General features: G+C 42.1%; 24 protein-coding genes. 1 reads left to right on the top strand and 23 read right to left on the bottom strand.

All coding sequences use genetic code 11. From position 1 onward, the window contains the following. Positions 1 to 173: 173 nt before the first annotated feature. The 7 genes from N8M20_RS02270 to budA all read right to left on the bottom strand — a co-directional run bounded on the left by N8M20_RS02270 (position 174) and on the right by budA (position 6,627). Complete coding sequence (locus N8M20_RS02270; RefSeq protein ID WP_261078931.1) at positions 174 to 1,244, bottom strand: ABC transporter substrate-binding protein; 1,071 nt, start codon at positions 1,242 to 1,244, stop codon at positions 174 to 176. Next, positions 1,241 to 2,014, bottom strand: a complete 774-nt coding sequence (locus tag N8M20_RS02275) for an ABC transporter permease (protein ID WP_000712740.1) — start codon at positions 2,012 to 2,014, stop codon at positions 1,241 to 1,243. Before N8M20_RS02275 ends, N8M20_RS02270 begins: the two co-directional genes overlap by 4 nt. Then, complete coding sequence (locus N8M20_RS02280; protein ID WP_000753801.1) at positions 2,011 to 2,817, bottom strand: ABC transporter permease; 807 nt, start codon at positions 2,815 to 2,817, stop codon at positions 2,011 to 2,013. Before N8M20_RS02280 ends, N8M20_RS02275 begins: the two co-directional genes overlap by 4 nt. Continuing rightward, complete coding sequence (locus tag N8M20_RS02285) at positions 2,798 to 3,955, bottom strand: ABC transporter ATP-binding protein (RefSeq protein WP_125451210.1); 1,158 nt, start codon at positions 3,953 to 3,955, stop codon at positions 2,798 to 2,800. Before N8M20_RS02285 ends, N8M20_RS02280 begins: the two co-directional genes overlap by 20 nt. A 158-nt stretch (positions 3,956 to 4,113) precedes the next feature. After that, the gene (gene murB / locus N8M20_RS02290) at positions 4,114 to 5,019 is read right to left on the bottom strand and encodes a UDP-N-acetylmuramate dehydrogenase (protein ID WP_261078932.1); all 906 of its coding nucleotides are present in this window, start codon (positions 5,017 to 5,019) and stop codon (positions 4,114 to 4,116) included. A 114-nt stretch (positions 5,020 to 5,133) separates the two neighbouring features. Next, positions 5,134 to 5,886, bottom strand: a complete 753-nt coding sequence (locus N8M20_RS02295; RefSeq protein ID WP_261078933.1) for a YhfC family intramembrane metalloprotease — start codon at positions 5,884 to 5,886, stop codon at positions 5,134 to 5,136. Between the two features lie 9 nt (positions 5,887 to 5,895). Then, positions 5,896 to 6,627, bottom strand: a complete 732-nt coding sequence (budA, locus tag N8M20_RS02300) for an acetolactate decarboxylase (RefSeq protein WP_000360311.1) — start codon at positions 6,625 to 6,627, stop codon at positions 5,896 to 5,898. Between the two features lie 1,419 nt (positions 6,628 to 8,046). On the opposite strand from budA, the gene N8M20_RS02305 reads away from it, so the two are divergent. Next, entirely contained in the window at positions 8,047 to 9,318 is a 1,272-nt protein-coding gene (locus N8M20_RS02305) for an aminotransferase-like domain-containing protein (protein WP_261078934.1), read from the top strand. Positions 9,319 to 9,338: 20 nt separating this feature from the next. Here N8M20_RS02305 and N8M20_RS02310 read toward each other — a convergent pair whose 3' ends face one another. The 16 genes from N8M20_RS02310 to N8M20_RS02385 all read right to left on the bottom strand — a co-directional run. After that, positions 9,339 to 10,154: an ABC transporter substrate-binding protein gene (locus tag N8M20_RS02310; protein ID WP_261078935.1), complete on the bottom strand. Its 816-nt coding sequence runs from the start codon at positions 10,152 to 10,154 to the stop codon at positions 9,339 to 9,341. Between the two features lie 157 nt (positions 10,155 to 10,311). Beyond that, positions 10,312 to 10,965: a phosphate signaling complex protein PhoU gene (gene phoU / locus N8M20_RS02315; RefSeq protein ID WP_176139548.1), complete on the bottom strand. Its 654-nt coding sequence runs from the start codon at positions 10,963 to 10,965 to the stop codon at positions 10,312 to 10,314. An 11-nt stretch (positions 10,966 to 10,976) separates the two neighbouring features. After that, positions 10,977 to 11,735 (bottom strand): phosphate ABC transporter ATP-binding protein PstB, encoded by a 759-nt coding sequence (pstB, locus tag N8M20_RS02320; protein WP_000133484.1) that lies wholly within the window; start codon positions 11,733 to 11,735, stop codon positions 10,977 to 10,979. A 12-nt stretch (positions 11,736 to 11,747) separates the two neighbouring features. Then, positions 11,748 to 12,551, bottom strand: coding sequence for a phosphate ABC transporter ATP-binding protein PstB (gene pstB, locus N8M20_RS02325; protein ID WP_000049848.1), 804 nt, complete (start codon positions 12,549 to 12,551; stop codon positions 11,748 to 11,750). 10 nt (positions 12,552 to 12,561) lie between these two features. Beyond that, on the bottom strand, positions 12,562 to 13,446 hold the full coding sequence (gene pstA, locus N8M20_RS02330; RefSeq protein WP_000543046.1) for a phosphate ABC transporter permease PstA: 885 nt from the start codon (positions 13,444 to 13,446) through the stop codon (positions 12,562 to 12,564). Beyond that, the gene (pstC, locus tag N8M20_RS02335) at positions 13,436 to 14,353 is read right to left on the bottom strand and encodes a phosphate ABC transporter permease subunit PstC (RefSeq protein ID WP_001070903.1); all 918 of its coding nucleotides are present in this window, start codon (positions 14,351 to 14,353) and stop codon (positions 13,436 to 13,438) included. Before pstC ends, pstA begins: the two co-directional genes overlap by 11 nt. Further along, entirely contained in the window at positions 14,353 to 15,231 is an 879-nt protein-coding gene (locus tag N8M20_RS02340) for a phosphate ABC transporter substrate-binding protein PstS family protein (RefSeq protein WP_261078936.1), read from the bottom strand. The genes pstC and N8M20_RS02340 overlap by 1 nt, the downstream gene beginning before the upstream one ends. A 220-nt stretch (positions 15,232 to 15,451) precedes the next feature. Continuing rightward, positions 15,452 to 16,756 carry an RsmF rRNA methyltransferase first C-terminal domain-containing protein gene (locus N8M20_RS02345; protein WP_261078937.1) on the bottom strand — a complete coding sequence of 435 codons (1,305 nt, stop codon included), beginning with the start codon at positions 16,754 to 16,756 and terminating at the stop codon, positions 15,452 to 15,454. Next, positions 16,757 to 17,530 (bottom strand): inositol monophosphatase family protein, encoded by a 774-nt coding sequence (locus tag N8M20_RS02350; protein ID WP_261078938.1) that lies wholly within the window; start codon positions 17,528 to 17,530, stop codon positions 16,757 to 16,759. Continuing rightward, positions 17,520 to 17,798 carry a UPF0223 family protein gene (locus N8M20_RS02355; RefSeq protein ID WP_261078939.1) on the bottom strand — a complete coding sequence of 93 codons (279 nt, stop codon included), beginning with the start codon at positions 17,796 to 17,798 and terminating at the stop codon, positions 17,520 to 17,522. Before N8M20_RS02355 ends, N8M20_RS02350 begins: the two co-directional genes overlap by 11 nt. Next, positions 17,798 to 18,199 (bottom strand): Spx/MgsR family RNA polymerase-binding regulatory protein, encoded by a 402-nt coding sequence (locus N8M20_RS02360; RefSeq protein WP_000631254.1) that lies wholly within the window; start codon positions 18,197 to 18,199, stop codon positions 17,798 to 17,800. Before N8M20_RS02360 ends, N8M20_RS02355 begins: the two co-directional genes overlap by 1 nt. A gap of 315 nt (positions 18,200 to 18,514) precedes the next feature. Then, entirely contained in the window at positions 18,515 to 19,132 is a 618-nt protein-coding gene (locus tag N8M20_RS02365) for a TIGR01906 family membrane protein (RefSeq protein ID WP_261078940.1), read from the bottom strand. Then, entirely contained in the window at positions 19,122 to 19,895 is a 774-nt protein-coding gene (locus tag N8M20_RS02370) for a TIGR01457 family HAD-type hydrolase (RefSeq protein WP_261078941.1), read from the bottom strand. The genes N8M20_RS02365 and N8M20_RS02370 overlap by 11 nt, the downstream gene beginning before the upstream one ends. Before the next feature lie 9 nt (positions 19,896 to 19,904). Next, complete coding sequence (locus tag N8M20_RS02375; RefSeq protein ID WP_261078942.1) at positions 19,905 to 20,642, bottom strand: acyl-[acyl-carrier-protein] thioesterase; 738 nt, start codon at positions 20,640 to 20,642, stop codon at positions 19,905 to 19,907. Positions 20,643 to 20,646: 4 nt separating this feature from the next. After that, positions 20,647 to 21,777: a radical SAM family heme chaperone HemW gene (gene hemW, locus N8M20_RS02380; RefSeq protein WP_261078943.1), complete on the bottom strand. Its 1,131-nt coding sequence runs from the start codon at positions 21,775 to 21,777 to the stop codon at positions 20,647 to 20,649. 175 nt (positions 21,778 to 21,952) lie between these two features. Further along, positions 21,953 to 22,300 (bottom strand): LPXTG cell wall anchor domain-containing protein (locus N8M20_RS02385; protein ID WP_261078944.1); only part of this gene is annotated, 348 nt, incomplete at its 5' end.

Consider the following 22,300-nt stretch of genomic DNA (forward strand, 5'->3'; position numbering starts at 1 on the left):
TATATATATATGCATTTGCGTAGTATAACTCATTTTGAACTCCTTTAGAATTAAATTTTCAGAGATGCTATAAACAATTCTAATAACTCTCAGCCTAAAACTATTATACCATGATTTCTATTTTTTCTAAAAAACGAACCAGCTTGACTGATTCGTTTCGTGACTGCTAGCTCCTACTTCCGATACATTTTAAACTGTAGGAAGAGGTCGCTATATTTTCCTGTCCATTTATGGTCAAATTTCTCATAAACTTCTAGGTGTTTCATGGTTTCAGCATCAGGATAGAAGGCCTTGTCTTCTTTTTTCTCCTCTGGGAGCAATTCCTTAGCTGGTAGGTTTGGTGTTGAATAACCGACATACTCTGCATTCTTGAGAGCATTTTCAGGTTTCAACATAAAGTTAATAAAGGCATAGGCTGCATCTTGGTTTTTGACTGTTTTGGGAATGACCATATTGTCGAACCAAAGGTTGCTGGCCTCGGTCGGAACTACATAGCGTAGGTTTTCATTTTTTTCTAGCATTTGGCTGGCTTCACCAGAGAAGGTCACTCCGATAGCAGCGTTATTCTGAATCATGTAACCCTTCATCTCGTCGGCAACGATGGCCTTGATATTTGGAGTCAATTTATAGAGCTTATCCACTGTTTCTTCCAACTGCTGGGTATCCTTGGAGTTGAGGCTGTAGCCGAGGGAGTTGAGCCCCAGTCCCAATACCTCACGCGCCCCATCAAAGAGCATGATAGAGTTCTTATACTCTGGTTTCCAGAGGTCATCCCAATGCTCAGGCGCTTGATCGACCATGGTTTCATTGTAGACAATTCCCAGTGTTCCCCAGAAGTAAGGGATAGAGAATTTATTACCTGGGTCAAAGGACTGGTTGAGGAACTCTGGTCCGATATTTTCAAGACCTTCAAGTTTTGAATAATCAAGCGGTACCAAGAGGTCTTCGTCCTTCATCTTGTTGATCATGTATTCACTTGGGATGGCAATGTCGTAGGTCGTTCCACCCTGCTTGATCTTGGTATACATGGCTTCGTTGGAATCAAAAGTCTCGTACTGAACTTGGATGCCTGTTTCTTCTGTGAATTGCTCCAAGAGTTCTGGATCGATATAGTCTCCCCAGTTGTAGATAACCAGTTTTTGACTATCACGGCTATTGATTTTACTGTCTAGATGAGTCGCAATTCCCCACAAGACTAGGATAATCGCTGCAATTCCTGCTAAAAATGAATAGAGTTTTTTCATGCTTGCTCCTCCTTCTCACGTGAGATAAAGTAATATCCAACAACCAGGATAATACTAAAGAGAAAAACAAGGGCAGACAGGGCATTGATTTCTAGGGAAATCCCCTTGCGAGCACGAGAGTAAATCTCGACTGACAGAGTTGAAAAGCCATTTCCCGTTACAAAGAAGGTCACGGCAAAGTCATCTAGCGAATAGGTGAAGGCCATGAAATAACCTGCAATGATAGACGGAGTCAGGTAAGGAAGCATGATTTCCTTGAACATCTGAAATTGACTGGCTCCCAAGTCATAGGCCGCATGAATCATATCTCCATTCATTTCCTTAAGACGTGGCAAGACCATCAAGACCACGATAGGAATGGAGAAGGCCACGTGACTAGATAGAACGGTCAAAAAGCCAAGTGAAAACTTGAGTTGAGTAAAAAGAATCAAGAAGCTGGCACCAATCATAACATCAGGCGCAACCATGAGGATATTATTGAGTGATAGAAAGGCTTCTTGGTATTTCTTACGAGACTGGTAGATGTAAATGGCACCGAAAGTCCCGATAATGGTCGCTATCAAGGCTGACAGAAAGGCCAAGAAAAAGGTCTGAGTCACAATCAACATGAGGCGACCATCACCAAACATGGTTTTAAAATGGCTCAAGCTAAAGCCTGTAAAGCTGTTCATGTCGTTTCCTGCATTAAAGGCGTAGCCAATCAAGTAAAAAATCGGCAGGTAGAGGACAAGAAAGACCAGTCCCAGATAAAGGTTGGCAAATTTTTTCATCGTTCTCTCCTTTCCTTAGTCACCCACATGGTGATGAACATGGTCAGGATAAGAATCACACCGATGGTAGAACCCATACCGTAGTTGTCATTGGTCAGGAAGTTTTGCTCAATAGCCGTCCCCAAGGTGATAACGCGGTTCCCACCAATCAAACGGGTCAGCATGAAGAGACTCAAACTTGGGATAAAGACCGACTGAACTCCACTTCGCACGCCGTTCATAGACAGAGGGAAGATGACATGACGGAAGGTCTCCCACTTGGTCGCACCTAGGTCATAGCTGGCATTGATGAGATTGTTGTCCATATCGTCCAAAACATTGAAGATTGGCAAAATCATAAAGGGAAGCTCGATGTAGCTTGCGACAAAAATAAAGGAGAAATCGGTAAAGAGCAACTGTTGCGAACCGATTCCGATAAATTCCAAGAATTGATTAATAGAGCCATTTTGACCAAAAATCCCGATAAAAGCATAGGCTTTAAGAAGCAAATTGATCCAGGTTGGCAGAATAATCAGCATGAGCCAGAGTTGACGGTGCTTGAGACGGGTCAAAAAGAGGGCTGTTGGATAGCTGATAAGCAAGGTCACAAAGGTCACAATTCCTGCATAGAGTACAGAGTTAAAACTCATTTTTAGGTAGGTCAAGTTTTGTGACGCAAAGTAAGATTTATAATTTTCTAAACTAAACTGGCCTTCAATGTTGAAAAAGGATTGTCCGAAAATCAAGACCAAGGGTGCCAGGACAAAGAGGGCAATCCAGAGCATGTAGGGCACTACAAAGAGTTTAGAGCTTGTTTTCTTCATCTCTTTCCTCCTCGATTGCATTGATTAGACCTGCTTCTTGCTCTTCGATTTCCACGTACTCCTCGATACGAGCATCGAACTCTTCTTCGGTTTCGTTGAGACGCATGATGTGGATGTCTTCTGGTTCAAAGTCCAGACCGATTTCCTCACCAACAATGGCCTTACGAGTCGAGTGGATCATCCATTCATTTCCGAGTTCGTCATAGGCGATAATTTCATAGTGAACTCCACGGAAGAGCTGGGTATCCACCTTAACTTGGAGCTTGCCTTCTTCAGGAAGGGTAATACGCAAGTCCTCTGGACGAATAACAACCTCAACAGGTTCATTCGGCTTCATCCCCCCATCAACTGCTTCGAAGCGTTTGCCGTTAAACTCAACCAAGTAGTCCTCAATCATGGTTCCTGGCAAGATATTTGACTCACCGATAAAGGTCGCAACAAAGTGGTTAATCGGCTCATCGTAGATATCCACAGGTGTTCCAGACTGGACAATCTCGCCATCATTCATAACGAAAATCCAATCACTCATGGCAAGAGCTTCTTCCTGATCGTGAGTGACAAAGACAAAGGTAATGCCCAATCGTTGTTGTAGTTCACGCAGTTCATACTGCATGTCTGTTCTTAATTTCAAGTCCAGCGCTGACAAAGGCTCGTCCAACAAAACCACACGAGGTTGGTTGATGATGGCACGGGCAATGGCCACACGCTGACGTTGTCCTCCAGAGAGTTTACGAATGGAACGTTTTTCGTACCCTTCCAACTGAACCATCTTGAGAACTTCCGCTACGCGTTTCTCGATTTCTTTCTTGTCAATCTTACGCAAGCGAAGTGGAAAGGCAACATTTTCAAACACATTCATATGTGGAAACAAGGCATAGGATTGGAAGACAGTATGGACGTCTCGCTTGTTGGTTGGAATGTCGTTGATACGGACACCGTCTAGCATGATATCTCCTGTCGTCGCATCCAGTAAACCTGCAATGATGTTTAGGATGGTTGATTTCCCTGAACCAGACGCGCCTAGAAGGGTGTAGAATTTTCCTTCTTCCAACTCAAAGTTGATGTCTTTGAGAACCTTGGTGTTGCTGTCTTCAAAAACTTTTGAGACGTTTTTGAATTCAATAATTGGTTTTTTCAATTGTCATTTATTCCTTCTTTTTCATAGATTAACAGATCAGGGCTCTGTCAGGCCGCCACTACCTCGTGTAGGAGATTGAACTGCCTACATTCTTCTGCACTAACGATAGGCTTTCACCCCCTTTCCATGATATAGCAGCAGCTTTCAAATACAGCTTCCTACTTGCTTTCACCTAAAATACGGACTTCTCTCTCAAGAGTAACGCCAGAGTGTTCCTTGACTTTTTCGATAACAGACTCAATCAAGTCTTCGTAGTCTTTGGCCGTTCCATCTGCAACATTGATCATAAATCCTGCGTGCTTTTCTGACACTTCTACGCCACCGATACGATAGCCTTTCAAGCCAGCTTCTGAAATTAATTGACCTGCAAAATGACCTACTGGACGCTTAAAGACCGAACCACAAGATGGATATTCTAAAGGTTGCTTGAGTTCACGTAGGTGCGTCAAGCGGTCCATTTCTTGCTTGATAACCTGATGAGTTCCTGGAGCAAGGGCAAATTTAGCTGACAAGACAACTGCACCAGACTCCTGAATGGCTGAATGACGGTAACCAAAAGCCAAGTCTTTAGCAGACAGGGTTTCGATTTCTCCATCCTTGGTCAAGACCTTACAAGACTGCAAGATGTGGGCAATCTCACCACCATAGGCACCTGCATTCATAAAGACAGCACCGCCAACGCTCCCTGGAATGCCACAAGCAAACTCAAAGCCAGTCAAACTATGACGGAGGGCAATGCGAGTTGTTTCAATCAAGTTAGCACCAGCTTCTGCTTCGATGGTATAGCCATCAACGGAAACGTTATTGAGCTTGTCACACAAGATGACAAATCCACGAATCCCACCATCACGAACGATGATGTTGCTGGCATTCCCAAGGACCATCCAAGGGATATCTTCTTGATTGGCAAATTTAACAACGCGCGCCAACTCAAAACGATTTCGTGGAAAGACCAAATAATCGGCCTCTCCACCTACTTTTGTATAACTATAGCTATGCAAAGGTTCCTTAAAACGGATATCAATTCCTTCTAAGATTTCAAGCATTTTTTCTCTTACAGACATGTTACTCTTCCTTTTACAAAATTCATTCCATTATACCATTTTTAAGACCATTTGACGACCATAAAAAGACCTTGTTTGGATTTTGCATAAGAAAAAGAGGTTACCCCCTTTTTCTTATGATTTTTTACAAAAGATTGCCTTGGTTCCATAGGCAACCAGAACGAGCTCTAATGCTAGGACAACTTCAACCAAGACTGGATTGGTCAACCAGCCAACTTGGACAAGAGATGGTGCCAGGTCAAAGAAGGCATGTAGTCCATAGGCCGCTAGGAGATAAATCCATTTCTTCTGGCGAACAGCTTGGTAAACCCAAACAGTCAAGAGTAATTGGAAACCTAGGGCCAAGATTCGCTCAAAACCAAGCAAATAAATCTGCCAGACAGACAGCGACTGGATGGTTTTCAACATATTTTCAGACAGTAATTGCATGACCTGTGGATCCTGCGTTTGAATCGCCGAAAGCACGATGTAAAGATTAATCAAACTAGTAAGGCCTAGGAAAATCAATTCCAAACCACCATGCCCCAAGCCATAAGCCAGGGCATCTGCCTTTTCCAAACTTCTCTTTTTCTCCAACCATTTGAAGAAAACAAGGCGAGCTGTTTCCTCAAAAAATGCAGCCATAGCTAGACCATAGATGATATAGAGAAGTGGATGATCCTGCAAGAGGGCAATACTGCCGTCTTTTTGAGGATGCAAAACTAAGATATGCACCAGTTTTTCCAAAATCTGTGAAGAGACAAAGAAAGCAACAGCCCCCAAGCCCAAGACAGCTAGATTGATCTGGTATTTCTTTCTGGCATACCAAATGCTTCCTATCAAGAAAGCCAGTAACAGCAACATGGTAATGATAATATGAATGGTCATTTTCTTCTCCTATTCCGCCTTTTCAATATCTTTTTTCATCTCGTCAACATTGAACTTAGCAAACAAGTATTGACGGTCTTGGACTGGGAAACGTTGATCCAATTGGTCAACTGCTCCCACCTCGATAATTCCTTCCTTGATGACAAAGTCCATAACATGCCCACCGAAGGTCAAATCATCTGAAATGAAGTGCAGATGGTAGCCTGCCACACTGACTCCATGGAAAATCTCTGGTGTCCAGAAACCAACGATGGTCCCTGCTACATTGTCGCGACTATATTCAGGTTGATGGGTCGCAACATCAGCAAACTTGGTATCTGGTGTCGACTTGGGAATCATGCGCACATGCATATGTGAAAATTCCCCACGAATCTTGATAGAGCGGAAAAGATTTTCCCCATCATAATAAGACTCGATTCGCTCTTCCAATTCCTTGTCTGTCATCTCAAAGCGCTGGCGGAAAATGACCTCTGCCTGATGAGGTACTACTGCTGCGTAAGGAATAAGGGCATCTGGTGATACTTCTACAATTTCTGGTTGCTCTCCTGATCCTTTGGCCTGATAAGCCTTGCCATCCAAGACAATCAATTCTCCATCAATGGAATCCAAGGTTCCCAAACCAAGATCACCATGCTCTAGTAATTCTCCTACTGTCATGGTACCACCATAAAGGCCAGCCATCAAGGCTCCAAGGGTATTGTATTGAAATAATTTCACTGGTTCCTGCACGTTCTTATCCATTCTCTTTCTTGTCTGTTATTCTATAAATCTTACTCCTAAGTATACCACATTTGCCCCTAGATGTGAACGAGAGAAACACCCTAGACATTGCCAAGAAAGAAAAAAAAGGGTACAATGTAACAAAATCAAGGGAGGTCTGGAATGAAGAAACAAAGCAAGTACCAAGAGGTCGTTTCCTATCTGAAAAACGGTATCGAGTCTGGACGCTTTCCGACGGGTAGTCTGAGATTTTGACAGAAACAAAACTTGAACTAGCACAACAACCCCTAAGGAACACACTTCCCTAGGGGTCGCATTTTATTTAACTAAATCATTATTTATTTTTTGTTCCTAGTAAACATAAATATTGTATTAATAATTGCAAAAATAAATGCAAACAAAAGGATTTTCCAAAGGATAAATTTTTGTAACACTAAATACGCATATACAAATCCAATCAAAAAGCTAATAATCCCATCCTTTATTAAAAAGTTTTTATCACGCATTATTCCATACCACATTGAATTCCCTAAAAAGTCAATTGACCAGCAATGATATAAATATTTGTTTTAAGCCTATTAGCTTTAACAAATCTTAGTACCACTTTAGCTAATTCTGACCAAGCCTTTTTCTACGCATACCTAACAGTTAGCGAAACATTGGTCATAGCAAAAAATTCTTCTCGTATTTTTCCCGCTATACATCCTCCCATCTCATCCCAAGGGACTCTGTCATAGAGATTATTAATATTAGTTTCTAATTCATTTTCCGCAAGAGCAATATCTTTTTGAGAAAAGTTTTTATAAACATATTCAGTAAAATTTTTTTCATTAACTTAATTTCTAAACATTTGTTCAAGAACATTGGCTACATCATCTATTCGTTTTTGTTCTTGGGTACTAATTTCAGAAACTTCCGTGGTAGTTACATCATCAGCAAATACTCTAACAGAAGCTATAGAAGGAGACATAGTGGAAAATAGTGATAATACAACAAGAGATGTAGTTCCGGTTTTTTAATTTCATAAAAAACACTCCTTTCAAGTCACAAATGTATATTACTGATAAAATAACTTGACTTTCTGATTTAAACTCCTTTCTAACAAGTTATTAGTATACTTTTATTTTTCAATTCTGTTATATCACAACAAGAAAGCGATTTCAAGCTTTTTCCTAAAAACAAGTACAAGTAATAAGGGGAAATTAGCATGAAAACTTTTTAAAATAAACCAACCTCAGATAAAAATACACATTTTGTTTTAAAGAGAAAAAAGTTCCGAAAAACTGTCACATCCGCATTTGATTGCTCTTTGATTTAAAAAAAGTATTAAAAATGGGAGTATACCACATTTGCCCCTAGATGTGAACGAGAGAAACACTCTAGACATTGCCAAGAAGAAAAAAAAAGGGTACAATGTAACAAAATCAAGGGAGGTCTGGAATGAAGAAACAAAGCAAGTACCAAGAGGTTGTTTCCTATCTGAAAAACGGTATCGAGTCTGGACGCTTTCCGACGGGAAGCCGCCTGCCTTCTATCCGTCAACTGAGCCTTGACTTTCACTGTAGCAAGGATACTGTCCAACGAGCCCTGTTGGAATTACGGCACGAACAATACCTCTATGCCAAACCCCAGAGTGGTTACTATGTCCTAGAACAAGGGCAACACCAGGATCTAGAAATCGAAGTCACTGACGAACATGCCAGTGCCTATGACGATTTCCGACTCTGTGTCAATGAAACCTTGATTGGCCGGGAAAACTACCTCTTCAACTACTATGACAACCAAGAAGGATTAGAAGACTTAAGACAATCCATTCACCAACTCCTCTTTGACCAAGCTCTCTACTGCAAGACAGACCAGTTGGTATTGACTTCTGGGACCCAACAAGCCCTTTTTATCCTTTCTCAAATTTCCTTTCCTAGCCAAGCAAAGGAAATCTTGGTAGAACAGCCGACCTACCATCGGATGAATCGCCTATTGATTGCACAGGGTCTGGACTATCAAACGATCGAACGAGGCATTGATGGAATTGACTTGGAGGAACTGGAAGGCCACTTCAAAACAGGACAAATTAAGTTTTTCTATACCATTCCTCGTTTTCACTATCCTCTGGGACATTCCTATTCAGAGCAGGACAAACGGGCTATTCTTGACTTAGCTGCCAAGTATGGAGTCTATATCGTAGAGGACGACTATCTGGGGGATTTGGACTCTAAAAAGGGCCAGACCTTCCACTATCTAGATACAGAGGAGCGCGTCATTTATATCAAGTCCTTCTCAACCAGCCTCTTTCCAGCCCTGCGGATAACAGCACTCATCCTTCCAAATGCTATCAAAGAAGCCTTTGTGGCCTACAAAAATATCCTAGACTACGATAGCAACCTCATCATGCAAAAGGCCCTGTCACTCTATATTGACAGTCAACTGTTTGAGAAAAATCGGCTAGCTCGCTTGTCCAATCAGGAAGACTACCAAAAACAAATCGAGGAAAGACTAGCTAAAACACCTTGTCCCCTTCCTCACTTTCCGCTTCATGATAGTTTATTGCTAGACCTGAGACAGTATCCTAAAATCGCCAGTCTCAAGCACAGCCAGCTGGGCTTAGACTTCTTTGAAGAGGCTTACTTGGATGCCTGCCCTTATCAATTTGCCAAGGTGTCCTTAGAAAATCTGGAAAATGTTTTAAACTATTTAAAAGCAGAATTGGAATGAATTCCAACTCTGCTTTTTTCTTATTGTTCAACTTCTGTTAGGCTTGCTGCTTTTTCAAGATAGCTTTGGTAAGTTCCTTCATCCTTGAGTTTTTGGATGACCTTGTCCACCACTTCTTTCAAATCAGCACTATTTTTTCTAAGGGCAACTGCATTAGCTTCGCCGTCCTTCATCTTCAAGCTGACAGTTGCGACAGCTAGATCCGCATTTTTAGCAGCGTAGCTAAGGGCAACAGGCTCATCCATATGAACAGCATCTACTTTTCCAGCCTGCAATTCATTGACAGCTTCCCCCATATTGGTTAGGGAAGTCAATTGAGCTTTTGGCAATTGTTCCTTGACCATAGATTCTGGAACAGTCCCTTTTTGAGCTGCAATATTAGCACTTTCTAAGCTAGTTAAATCCTTGTATTTTTCTACATCAGACTTACGAACCAAGAAACTAATCTTGTTTTCATAGTAAGGGATTGAAAAATCAAAGACTTCTTTTCTCTCGTCAGTAGCGCTAATTCCTGCGACAGCTAGGTCAGCCTTACCAGTTTGAAGACTAGTCAAGACATTATCAAAACTCATGCTTGAAATTTCCAACTTCACCCCAAGTTCATCAGCGATAGCCTGAGCCATATCAATATCCGCACCGACTACCTGATTTTTCCCGTCAACTAAAGACTGAAATTCAAAAGGTGCATAGTCAGGACTGGTCGCCACAACTAATTTCCCCTTTTGCTTAATGGCTTCAACAGCTGACTGAGAACCATTCGAACCTGACTGGCAAGCTACTAAGAAGAAACTTGCAAGAAAACTACATAAAATAAATATCCATTTTTTTGATTTCATAAATAAACAACCTCTCTGTTAATTTTGTATAATTATAACGCTATTCAAGTTACTTGTCAAGTATTTTTTGAATTTTTATCTTAAAAATATTTTTTTCATTCAAGAAAAGGAGCTATCAGTTGATTTCAAGCTCCTTTTTATACAGGATGAACCTGTTTTATAGTTCGACAATCTTACCTGTTTCAAAGTAAACAACCCATTCACAGATATTTTTGGCATAGTCTCCAATACGTTCCAAGAAGGCAATCACTTGGAAGTAATCACGACCTGTAACGATGGCATCTGGATTTTTCTTGATTTCTTCTGTAGCCAAGTCACGAATGCTATCAAAGTAATGGTTGATTTTTTCGTCCATAGTTGCTACTTCATAGGCCTGGTCTACTGAACCATTCAGATAGAGTTCAAGGGCTGCTTCAACGAAATTCTTGACATCGCGCCCCATTCTCTTGATTTCTTCTTCAACAGCTGGGATGCGTTGCTCACCCTTCATACGAATTGTCGCTTTGGCAATGGAAACGGCATGGTCACCCATACGTTCCAAGTCAGATACAGCCTTCAATACTGTCAAAACAGTACGCAAGTCCTGAGAAACGGGTTGTTGGAGGGCAATCATTTCAAATGATTTTTTCTCCAATTTCACTTCGTATTCGTTTACTTCTGCATCGTCTTCGATGACTTCCTTGGCCAAATCACGGTCATGCGTGACAAAGGCACGCACTGTACGATTGATTTGGGATAGCACTTCTTGTCCCATAGCATAGAACTGGTTGTGCAATTTCTCTAAATCTTCTTCAAATTGAGAACGTAACATCATTTATCTCCTTATCCAAATTTTCCTGAAATATAATCTTCTGTTTCCTTGTGTTGTGGGTTGAGGAACATCTTCTTGGTATCGTTAAACTCGATCAAATCTCCATCAAGGAAAAATCCTGTCTTGTCAGAGATACGAGAGGCTTGTTGCATGGAACGTGTGACCAAGAGCATGGTGTATTTATCTTTTAGACCATACAAGGTTTCCTCAATCTTACCAGCCGAGATAGGGTCCAAGGCTGAAGTCGGTTCATCCAAGAGGATGATTTTAGGACTGGTTGCCAAGACACGGGCAACGCAGACACGTTGCTGTTGTCCACCTGAAAGCCCGATAGCTGAATCATGCAGGCGATCCTTGACCTCATCCCATATAGAAGCTCGTTGTAGGGCTTTTTCTACCGCTTCATCCAGAACCTGCTTATCCTTCACTCCATTGATACGAAGCCCGTAAACAACATTTTCGTAGATAGACATAGGGAAGGGGTTTGGTTGTTGGAAAACCATACCGATTTCCTTCCGCAATTCAACTGTATCTGTACGTGGGCTGTAGATGTTGTGACCATTATAAACTACTGAACCAGTTGTGGTTACCTCTGGATTGAGATCACCCATGCGGTTGATAGCCTTTAGGAGGGTTGATTTCCCTGATCCAGATGGACCGATCAAGGCTGTAATTTCCTTAGGTTGGAAAGATAGGGAAACACTATTCAAGGCCTTCTTTTGATTGTAGTAAACGGACAGGTCTGAAACCTGTAAAATCGCTTCTGTCATACTGTTTCCTTTCTATCCAAAGTGTCCTGTTACGTAGTCATTGGTTGACTGTAGTTTGGCATTTTGGAAAATATTAGAGGTCTTATCGTACTCGATCAAATCACCCAAGTAGAAAAATCCTGTGTAGTCACTAGCACGCGCAGCCTGCTGCATACTGTGGGTCACGATGATGATGGTAAAGTCCTTCTTCAATTCCAACATAGTTTCTTCTAGCTGAGCTGTCGCAATCGGATCCAAGGCTGACGCCGGCTCATCCATCAAGAGGATATCTGGTTTAACAGAAATAGCACGAGCGATACAGAGACGTTGCTGTTGACCACCTGATAGAGTCAAGGCTGACTTGTGCAAATCATCTTTGACCTGGTCCCAAAGGGCAGCCTGACGAAGAGAGGTTTCCACAATTTCATCCAAGACTTGCTTGTCCTTAACACCTGCACGTTCATGAGCAAAAGTAATATTGCGATAGATAGATTTAGCAAAGGGATTTGGACGTTGGAAGACCATTCCGATGTGCTTACGCATTTCATAAACATTGATTTCTGGACGGTTGACATCAATCCCTTGGTAGAGGATTTGACCTGTGACCTTGGCAATATCAATGGTATCATTCATGCGATTGAGACTGCGGAGGTAGGTTGATTTCCCTGAACCAGAAGGGCCAATTAAGGCCGTAATTTTATTTTTTTCAAATTGCATATCGATGCCCTTGATGGATTCATTTTTACCGTAGTAAACATGTAAATCCTTAGTAGAGAGGGCCACTTTCTCTTCAGGAAAGGTGATGATATGCTTTTCATCCCAATTATATTTTGACATGGCTTCTCCTTTAGGCAGCGGTTAATTTCTTATGTAGGTAGCTTCCGAGTTTGCGGGCTCCAAAGTTAAAGATGAGAATAAAGATAAGGAGCACGGCGGCAGAACCTGCTGATACGATGGTGCCATCTGGAATGGTTCCTTCACTATTGACTTTCCAGATATGGACAGCCAAGGTTTCTGCTTGACGGAAGATAGAGATTGGGCTAGTTACACTGAGAATATTCCAGTTAGACCAGTCTAGGGCTGGAGCGGATTGTCCTGCTGTATAGATAAGAGCAGCAGCCTCACCAAAGATACGACCAGAAGCCAAGACGACACCTGTTACAATACCTGGAAGGGCTTCTGGAATGACCACATGGACAACTGTCTCCCAACGAGAAATCCCAAGGGCCAGACCAGCTTCACGCTGCGTATGGTGAACGTGCTTCAAGCTGTCTTCAACATTACGAGTCATCTGAGGCAAGTTAAAGACCGTCAAGGCCAAGGCACCTGAAATGATTGAAAATCCATACTCAAACTGAACTACAAAGATCAAGTAACCAAAGAGACCCACAACCACTGATGGCAGTGAAGACAAGATTTCAATACAGGTTCTGACAAAGTTGGTCACCGGACCTTTTTTGGCATATTCAGCTAGGAAAATCCCAGCCCCCATAGACAAAGGAACAGAGATAATCAAGGTAATAACCAGAAGGAAGAAGGAATTATAGAGCTGAATTCCAATCCCTCCGCCTGCTTGGTAAGAAGATGATTTGCCAGTCAAGAAAGACCAAGAGATGTGGGGCAAACCACGAACCAAGATATACAGAATCAAGGATGCCAAGATGGCCACAATAATCCCTGCAATCGAGTAGAGGACAGCTGTTGCAATTTTATCTAATTTCTTAGCGTGCATAGTTTTTCTTTCCTCTTTCTTTCGTAATCAATTTAATCACACTGTTGAAGGCCAAACTCATCAAAAGCAAGACTAAGGCCAGTGACCAGAGAACGTTATTATCAACTGTACCCATGACGGTATTTCCGATACCCATGGTCAACACAGAGGTCAAGGTCGCAGCAGGTGTTGTTAGTGAAGTTGGGACTACGGCTGAGTTTCCAACCACCATCTGAATGGCCAAGGCCTCACCAAAGGCACGCGCCATTCCAAATACCACTGCTGTAAAAATACCTGAACGCGCTGCCTTCAAGGTCACGCGCCAGATGGTTTGCCAACGAGTGGCTCCCATAGCCAAACTAGCTTCGCGGTAGTGACGAGGTACAGCACGCAAGCTATCGGTTGTCATAAAGGTTACCGTCGGTAAAATCATGACAAAGAGAACGAAAATCCCTGACAAAATTCCAAAACCAGTTCCACCAAAGACACTACGGACAAAGGGAACTACGACCTGCAAACCGATAAATCCATACACGACTGAAGGAATCCCGACAAGCAATTCAATGGCTGGTTGCAAGATTCTAGCACCTTTTGGTGAGACTTCCGTCATAAAAACTGCAGCACCAATGGCAAAAGGAGTTGCGATAAGAGCTGATAAGATTGTGACAATAAAGGAACCCAAAATCATTGGAAGGGCACCAAATTGCTTACCTGAAGGATTCCAAGTTTGTCCAAAGAGGAAATCAAAGATGTTGACTCCATTGACAAAGAAGGTCGACAAACCTTTTTGGGCTACGAAGATTAAAATCATGGCTACAATGATGACAATCAAAGACAGACAGGCAAAGGTCAATCCTTTCCCTAATTTCTCTAGACGAGAGTTCTTTGAGGGAGAAAGTAATTTTTTAGCTAATTCTTCTTGATTCATTATTGACTCCCTTCTAGTGCTGTCACCGTTCCTACAGCATCTTTTTCAACCTTCATTTCCTTAACAGAGATATAGCCCATTCCCTTAACGATTCCACTTTGCGCTTCATCAGAGAGGACAAAGTTGAGAAACTCTGCCACCAATTCGTTTGGTTGACCTAGGGTGTACATGTGTTCATAAGACCACAAAGGCCAGTTATTGCTTGTAACATTTTCTGCAATCGGCTCATAGCCATTCAACTTCATGCGTTTCACCGAGTCATCCACATAGGCAAAGGCTAGGTAAGAAATGGCTCCTGGTGTCTGGGAAACAATGTTTTTGACCATCCCATTTGAATCCTGTTCTTGACTCTGCACGGCAGGTTGACCATCCATGACAACACTATCAAAGGTTGCACGTGAACCAGAACTTGCCGCACGGTTGATAATGGAAATGGCTAGGTCTTTCCCACCAACTTCTTTCCAGTTGGTCACTTGACCTGTGAAGATGCTACGGAGTTGTTCAGTTGTCAAATTTTCAACATCAACTTCCTTATTTACAATGACTGCCAAGCCCGCTACGGCTACCTTATGGTCCATTAGAGCGGATGCGTTGATACCGTCTTTTTCCTCGGCAAATACGTCTGAATTTCCTACATCAACGGCTCCAGACTGAACCTGAGACAGACCTGTACCAGATCCTCCACCTTGGACGTTGACTGTTTTTCCAACGTGCATAGAGCCAAATTCATCTGCTGCTGCTTCGACCAAAGGCTGAAGAGCCGTTGAGCCAACAGCTGTCATGGATTCCCCACGATCAATCCAGCTAGCACATCCCGCCAAAGAACCTGCTAGCAAAAGAGCCGCAAGGGATAGAGCGAGTTTTTTCCTTTTTTTCACTGTTTTTCTCCTTGAAAATAATGGTGAATGCTGTGAATTTTTTCAACTATTTATTTATGTTTTTCTTTTGAAAATTGGGAGTCAACTGAAGTTGCTAGCTTGATTTTACTAGTAATTTGCTTAGTTGCCTTGCCCACCAATTTTGACTTAAAATAAAAGACAATTTGAAAAAAATCCATACTTCCACTATAACATAGACAAGCTACTTTGACTAGCATTTTCACTTGAATCTGAGGCCTTTTGGAAAATAATTTTTCAAAACATTTCTCGTCACCTTAGCAAAGCCCAAACCATTTCCTTTAACCAAAACTTGGTACCAACCATTTGGAAGACTTTCCGCCAGCTGAACAGTTTCTCCAGCGGCATACTTTACAAACGCTTCTTGGTCAATTTCAACCGACTGCTTGACCTGACTTGGTTTCAAGGCTAGTCCAAGAGCGAAACTGGGCTCAAAGCGTTTCTTCTTAAAAGTACCCAGATGCAGGCCATTGCGAGCAATCTTGAGTTTCCCTAAATCTGGCAAAAGTTCTGGCAAGAGATAAAGCTGGTCACCAAACGTCTGTAAGGTACCCAGTAGATTGATTTTTAGATGTTTTTGGGCAAATCCCTGCCACAAGGCAACTTGTTCTCGGCTGAGGTTGCTCTTGCTTGCCTTAAATTTAGGAACTGGATTTTCACCTTTAAACTGTAGATGGGCTACAAACTGCCCTTCTCCCTTAAAATGATGAGGATACATCCGAGCCGTTTCTGGCAAGTCAATACCAGCTACCATTCCATTGATATGTTCAACTGGCAACAAGTCAAAATCATACTCTTCCAGTAGCCAATTGACAATCTCTTCGTTTTCCTCAGGTGCCCAAGTACAAGTCGAATAAACCAGACGACCACCCTCAGCTAACATGGTCACTGCATCTGCTAGAATTTCTCTTTGCAAGCTAGCACATTGACTCGGATACTCAAGGCTCCAATAGTCCATAGCATCTGGTTGCTTACGGAACATCCCTTCCCCCGAGCACGGGGCATCAAGAACAATGAGGTCAAAATAGCCTTTAAAGACCTTGGCCAAGCGGTCAGCAGATTCATTGGTCACTACGACATTTGTCGCTCCAAAGCGCTCCATGTTTTCTACTAAAATCTTAGCCCGTTTGCTTGAAATTTCATTGGAAACAAGGAGCCCCTCCCCTGCTAGATAGGCTGCCAGTTGGGTTGATTTGCCACCTGGAGCAGCGGCCAAATCCAAAACCTTCATACCAGGACTGGGCTGGGCTACCTGAGCAACCATCTGCGCAGCAGGTTCTTGCGAATAAACCAAACCTGTAGCATGCTCAGGTGATTTCCCTGAAACCTTCCCATAATGTCCCCAAGGAGTTTGAGGAATGGCATCAGGAAAGGAAACTGGCGCTTCTTTTAAAGGATTGACCCGAAAAGCCGAAACCGCTTCCTCCTCAAAAGAGGCAAGAAAATCTCTTGCCTCATCTCCTAGTATCTCTTCATATTTTTCAACAAATCCTTCTGGAAATTGCATTTAAGTTCTTTTCCTTTCGTAAATATAGGACTGAATTTCCTCCTGCATCTCAAGAGGCACCATCATGACAGGCTGTCTGGTTTGAAAATCAGGAGCTTCACCAAAAAGGGTCACAACCCGATAGCCCAGACTTTCCCCTAAAATACTAGCAGCAGCATAATCCCATGGTTGCAAATAAGTAACATAAGTCAACAAACGCCCTGACAAAATCTTGGCAAAACTGATGGCCGCACTCCCATAGACACGAACACCAAGAACCGCTCGGCTCAAATCAGCCAGCCCCCATTCATTGGTTTCCAGCATACCACTATTTCCTGCAATGAGAAAATCTCCAAGTGGTTTGGCTTTAAAGGGAGCTAGGGACTGATCATTTCGGCAGACTGGAAACTTACCACCACCGTGATAACAATCCCCCTTGACCACATCATAAATCAGACCAAACTGTCCCTGACCATTTTCAAAATAAGCCATCATAACAGCAAAATCTTCCTGCTGGGCCACAAAGTTATTGGTACCATCAATGGGATCAATAATCCACACCTTGCCCTCTTGCACCGAAGCTCGCAAACAGCCCTCTTCAGCACAAATCTTATCCTCAGGATAACGGTACAAAATCTCACTAACCAAAAGCTCCTGAACTTCCTTGTCCAGTCTGGTCACCAAGTCTGTAGGGGAGGACTTGGTCTCAACACGCAAGTCTTCATGCATGTGGTCAAGGATATACTGGCCCGCTTTCTTAACAAGCTCTTTGGCAAATTCAAACTTACTTTCCAAGAGAAATCTTTCCTTCCCCTTTTTCCTTGGCAGCCTGAACTGCTCGGTAAAGCGAATAGCCACTCACCGTTTCAAATTCTCGTCCCAAACGTTTCTCTTCGCTCTTGCTTGGCACAACCAATTTGAATCCCTTATAGGAGTCTAGTAGCTTTCTAGCCTCTACCTTGCCTTCATAGGCAGCTTCAACATCATAAAAAAAAGAAAGCACTGAAGCAAGTTCTTCAGTGCTCCACGACAAATCTAGTGGGTAACTATACTGTTTGTTCATTAACTAATACCAGCTCTCATTCTTGCTTCTTTTAGTTCTTGCTTACGATAACTACGAGGGAGAAAAGCACGAATCTCATCTTCATTAAAACCAATCTGCATGCGTTTGGCATCGATAATAATTGGGCGACGCAAAAGACTAGGGTACTGCTCAATCAAATGAAGCAATTCCGATACCGAAATACTTTCTACATCAATATCTAATTTTTGAAAAATTTTTGAACGAGTTGAAATGATGTCATCAGTACCATTTTCGGTCAAGGAAAGAATGTGTTGCAATTCCTTTCTTGTTAAGGGACTGGTCATAATATTGTGCTCCTCAAAGGGCACCTTATGTTTTTCTAACCAGGCCTTTGCCTTACGACATGAAGTACAGCTCGGTGATAGAAATAGTGTAATCATGCTTTTCTCTTCTTATCTATACTTTGCTACTTCTATTATACAAAAAAATAAAGCGCTTGACTAGGGATTTTTATAAAAAAAGCCTATTTTTTCAAGAAAAATAGACTGTTTGCGAACGATTAATACTATTCAGAATTAGTTAATTCACTCTTATACTCTTCGAAAATCTCTTCAAACCGCGTCAACGTCGCCTTGCCGTACTCAAGTACAACCTGCAGCTAGTTTCCTAGTTTGCTCTTTGATTTTCATTGAGTATTAACGATAGTTTCGAATTACATACCTAATTTATACATGTGAAATAAAAACATCTTTCTTTCACTTCCTACGACTTTTTAGATAAAGATAGCCAAAGAAGCTTTCATAGAGGGCAAAAAAGAGGAGGAAGGCATGAAGGAAGAAGGTCTCTGGCAAAATCAGTATAACAGGATCCTTGGCTGGATCAAAAAGCCAGGTATCATCTCCCACAAAGAGAATTTGATGGAACAGAGTAAAGAATTGGTCAAAACCAATCAACACTCCCCCAAGCCCAATCAGTAAAGGCAAAACCACTAGAGCCAAAAGCCCTTTACTAAATAGAGACAAGAAGCCCTTTTTTACAATCCCTTTGACAAAGACGTAAAAACTTGGTAGTGTCACTAGGGCAACTAGCTGAACAAAGTGAAAGAGGTTTTTAACCACCGCAAAGTGGTGCAGACCAGCCACTGACGAACGAAAATCTGGCATCTGCAAGACCTGACTAAAAGGATTGGTCAGGTAATTCATCAAGATATGAAAGTTGTACTGAATGGTTTCTGGTTTTAGATAAACCCGATTTGTTAAATTCAGCCACTCAATCTCCAAAGGATAAAAAATCCAAGCCAAATAAATGGTCAAAAGGATTGAGAGGGAGAGGAGAAAGAGCATAGAGCCCCAAAAGGTCAGTTTAGTTTTCATCAAAGTTCCACTCCGCAAGGCTAGAAACCACATGAGTCGGTGCGATTGGCAGGTCTGCCACTTCTTCTGCCTTGGTAAAACCTGTCGTCACCAAGAGCGTTGGAATGCCATTGTCAATCCCAGCCCGGATATCTGTTAAATAGTTATCCCCAACCATGATTAACTCTTTACGTTCCAAACCTAAGTGCTCAACCGCCTTGTCCATAATGATGGCATTTGGTTTTCCGATATAAACAGGCTTCACTCGTGTTGCTACTTCAAGCAGGGTAATCAGTGAACCAGCACCTGGCAAAAGACCGCGTTCTGTCGGGATGTTGAGGTCAGGGTTGGTTCCGATAAAATGAGCTCCCTTTTGGATAGCCAGAGTTGCTGTCGCAAATTTTTCATAGTCGACTTGCCAGTCCAATCCTACTACTACATAGGCAGGATTTTCCTTGTCTTCGACATAACCAGCCGCCTTGATGGCTTCCTTGAGGCCTGATTCTCCGATGACATAGACGGTCTTTTCAAGCCCCAAGTCATTCATATAGTCGATAGTCGCCAAAGTCGCTGTGTAGACAGTCGATAGGGGCGTATCGATATTAAAATTCTGAGCCAACATCTCCTGAACACTCTCTGGAGTGCGGGTTGTATTGTTGGTCACAAAGAGATAGGGAATGTCCCGCTTTTGCAATTCATGGACAAAAGCCTCTCCAGCTGGGATTCTGTCTTTCCCCTTATAAATAGTTCCGTCTAAATCAATTAAATAGCCTTTATATTTCATCTATTTTCCCTAATCCTTTTTTATTTCTTGCCAAGTGATGATAGCTTGGGCATTGGTAGCCCCGTCGCTTGTAATCTCATGCTTGCTTTCCAGTCCAGTCCTTTCAACAGCCGATGTAATCACTCCACCTGGTCGAACTTCCTTGACATACTTGAGATTGATTTTCTTGGGAATATATTGGGTCAAAAAGTCCGCTCCCATGACCTCAAAAATCCAGTCCAAGTATTTACTGTTATTGACATGGCCATTCATATCCAAGTCGTAAAAACGAACATGGTAATCCTTGCTGATTGGCTCTTCCAAAGGCTCATACTTTGGTCCGCGGATAAGTTTTTTATCAAAATCAGACTGGTAAGGAGCTACAATCTCAGGTTCGACAGCATGGACTTTTCGACTGTCGCGGTCCATGAGAACAAAGGTCGCCAACATGCGAATGATTTCCTGACCTGCTTCATCATAAATGGTAAAGCGACGGTAGCAAAAGAGCCGATTGTAGCTCAAGGCTTCCGTTTCAATAGTAATTTCTTCCGCAAAACGAGGCAAACGAACCACCTCAATATCATAATCTGTGATAATCCAGACCAGATTATGCTCTTCCAAGATAGTCTTATCACTAACTCCCAGTTCAATCGACTGCATCCCTGAAACTTGCAGGGACAGCAAAATCACATCTGGAAGCTTGATATGACCGTTCATATCAGCCATATCAAAAGGAATTTTCATTTTCATTTGATAAGTTAAGCCCATCATTCTACTCCAAAATAAATCGTTCTGCTACGGTGTCTCCCAAAAAGAGACCTCTTTTTGTCATGCGCACGCGATTACCGTCTATTTGAATGAGACCTTGTTGAACCAAGTCTCTGACGATTTCTCCATAAAGTCCATCGAAAGACCGTCCAAATTTTTCCTCAAATCGCACCATGGAAACCCCTGATTTCTTGCGGAGTCCCAAGAACATTTCTTCTTCCATTTGCTCTTTTTGACTCAGGTGCTCTTCTGTGATACGAGCATTGCCTTCCTCAACCGCACTGAGATAATGACGAATGGGACCATGGTTTTTATATCGAACACCATTGACATAGCCAGACGCCCCAGCACCGATGCCATAGTATTCAGCATTGTCCCAGTACATGAGATTGTGACGACTTTCAAAACCAGGCTTGGAGAAATTGGAAATCTCATAATGCTCAAAACCAGCTCGCTCTAGCTCTGCAATGATGTACTCAAACATCTCCGCTTCTAGTTCCTCCTTAGGCAGAGGCAATTTCCCACGTCGCATACGGTTCATAAAGACCGTATGATTTTCCAAAATCAAGCTATACAAACTCATATGGGGAATATCCAGTCCAATGGCCTTAGCCACATTGTCCTTAACTTGCTCCATGGTCTGACCAGGCAACGCATAAATCAAATCGATGGAGATATTGTCAAAACCAGCTAGTTTCAGACGGTCGATATTTTCATAAATATCCTTCTCCAAATGACTGCGCCCAATTTTTTTCAGCATCTTGTCATCAAAGGTCTGCACGCCTAGCGAAACACGATTGACAGCCGAGTTCTTCAACACAGCTATCTTATCCGCATCCAAGTCACCTGGATTGGCTTCAATGGTCAACTCCTCCAAGACAGACAAGTCCAAGTTTTTAGTCAAGCCCTTCAATAACATTTCCAGTTGAGAAGCTGACAAAGCTGTCGGTGTGCCACCACCGATATAGAGAGTTCTCAACTTTTGAATATCATAAGATTGAAACTCTTCTAACAGATGTTCCAAATAACTATCTACCGGCTGATTCTTGATAAAAACTTTTGAAAAGTCACAATAATAACAAATCTGGGTACAAAACGGGATGTGCACATAGGCTGACGTTGGTTTTTTCTGCATAGTACTTATTATACCACAAAAGCGAACAATACTTAGAATTCCGTTTAACAAAATCCTAGCATTGTTCGCTTTCTTTATCTAATCATTCTTTGTATTTTATGGATAACACAACTATCAGAATCAATCTAGTTCGTTGTTAAAATACAAAAGAATGAATGTTCATTTGACTAAATTTTTAGTCTTCTTTTTTCTTGCGAGCTACAAGTCCAAATCCACTCAATAGTCCAAGAAGTCCTAGAGATGCAAGAGCAGCATTTGATTCTGTTCCTGTATTTGGCAATACATTTTGAGAATCATTTGACTTAGCTCCATTATCAACAGTAGTCTGAGGATCTACCTGATCTGCATTCGGAGTAACTGCATTTGGAGTTGGAGTAGCTGGTGCTGGTGTATCTTGACCAGAACCTCCATTAGTGTCAGGGTTGACTGGTATTTCTACCTTAGTTCCTGGTTTACCGTTTCCTTTGTCGTACTCTGGTGTGTAGATGTCCTTGTCTTTTTCTCTAACCGTTACTTCTACTGG

Source organism: Streptococcus mitis (assembly GCF_946190275.1).
Classification (GTDB): Bacteria; Bacillota; Bacilli; order Lactobacillales; family Streptococcaceae; genus Streptococcus; species Streptococcus mitis_DC.

Excerpts from the sequence above, each read along its gene's own strand:
- pstB (WP_000133484.1), bottom strand. The coding sequence starts at position 11,735 with ATGACAGAAGCGATTTTACAGGTTTCAGACCTGTCCGTTTACTACAAT.
- murB (WP_261078932.1), bottom strand. The coding sequence starts at position 5,019 with ATGTCTGTAAGAGAAAAAATGCTTGAAATCTTAGAAGGAATTGATATC.
- N8M20_RS02370 (WP_261078941.1), bottom strand. The coding sequence starts at position 19,895 with ATGAAATATAAAGGCTATTTAATTGATTTAGACGGAACTATTTATAAG.
- N8M20_RS02270 (WP_261078931.1), bottom strand. The coding sequence starts at position 1,244 with ATGAAAAAACTCTATTCATTTTTAGCAGGAATTGCAGCGATTATCCTA.
- pstA (WP_000543046.1), bottom strand. The coding sequence starts at position 13,446 with ATGCACGCTAAGAAATTAGATAAAATTGCAACAGCTGTCCTCTACTCG.
- N8M20_RS02375 (WP_261078942.1), bottom strand. The coding sequence starts at position 20,642 with ATGGGCTTAACTTATCAAATGAAAATGAAAATTCCTTTTGATATGGCT.
- N8M20_RS02345 (WP_261078937.1), bottom strand. The coding sequence starts at position 16,756 with ATGCAATTTCCAGAAGGATTTGTTGAAAAATATGAAGAGATACTAGGA.
- hemW (WP_261078943.1), bottom strand. The coding sequence starts at position 21,777 with ATGCAGAAAAAACCAACGTCAGCCTATGTGCACATCCCGTTTTGTACC.
- phoU (WP_176139548.1), bottom strand. The coding sequence starts at position 10,965 with ATGTTACGTTCTCAATTTGAAGAAGATTTAGAGAAATTGCACAACCAG.
- N8M20_RS02295 (WP_261078933.1), bottom strand. The coding sequence starts at position 5,886 with ATGACCATTCATATTATCATTACCATGTTGCTGTTACTGGCTTTCTTG.
- N8M20_RS02360 (WP_000631254.1), bottom strand. The coding sequence starts at position 18,199 with ATGATTACACTATTTCTATCACCGAGCTGTACTTCATGTCGTAAGGCA.
- pstB (WP_000049848.1), bottom strand. The coding sequence starts at position 12,551 with ATGTCAAAATATAATTGGGATGAAAAGCATATCATCACCTTTCCTGAA.
- N8M20_RS02310 (WP_261078935.1), bottom strand. The coding sequence starts at position 10,154 with ATGAAATCAAAAAAATGGATATTTATTTTATGTAGTTTTCTTGCAAGT.
- N8M20_RS02305 (WP_261078934.1), top strand. The coding sequence starts at position 8,047 with ATGAAGAAACAAAGCAAGTACCAAGAGGTTGTTTCCTATCTGAAAAAC.
- pstC (WP_001070903.1), bottom strand. The coding sequence starts at position 14,353 with ATGAATCAAGAAGAATTAGCTAAAAAATTACTTTCTCCCTCAAAGAAC.
- N8M20_RS02275 (WP_000712740.1), bottom strand. The coding sequence starts at position 2,014 with ATGAAAAAATTTGCCAACCTTTATCTGGGACTGGTCTTTCTTGTCCTC.
- N8M20_RS02365 (WP_261078940.1), bottom strand. The coding sequence starts at position 19,132 with ATGAAAACTAAACTGACCTTTTGGGGCTCTATGCTCTTTCTCCTCTCC.
- N8M20_RS02280 (WP_000753801.1), bottom strand. The coding sequence starts at position 2,817 with ATGAAGAAAACAAGCTCTAAACTCTTTGTAGTGCCCTACATGCTCTGG.
- budA (WP_000360311.1), bottom strand. The coding sequence starts at position 6,627 with ATGGATAAGAACGTGCAGGAACCAGTGAAATTATTTCAATACAATACC.
- N8M20_RS02355 (WP_261078939.1), bottom strand. The coding sequence starts at position 17,798 with ATGAACAAACAGTATAGTTACCCACTAGATTTGTCGTGGAGCACTGAA.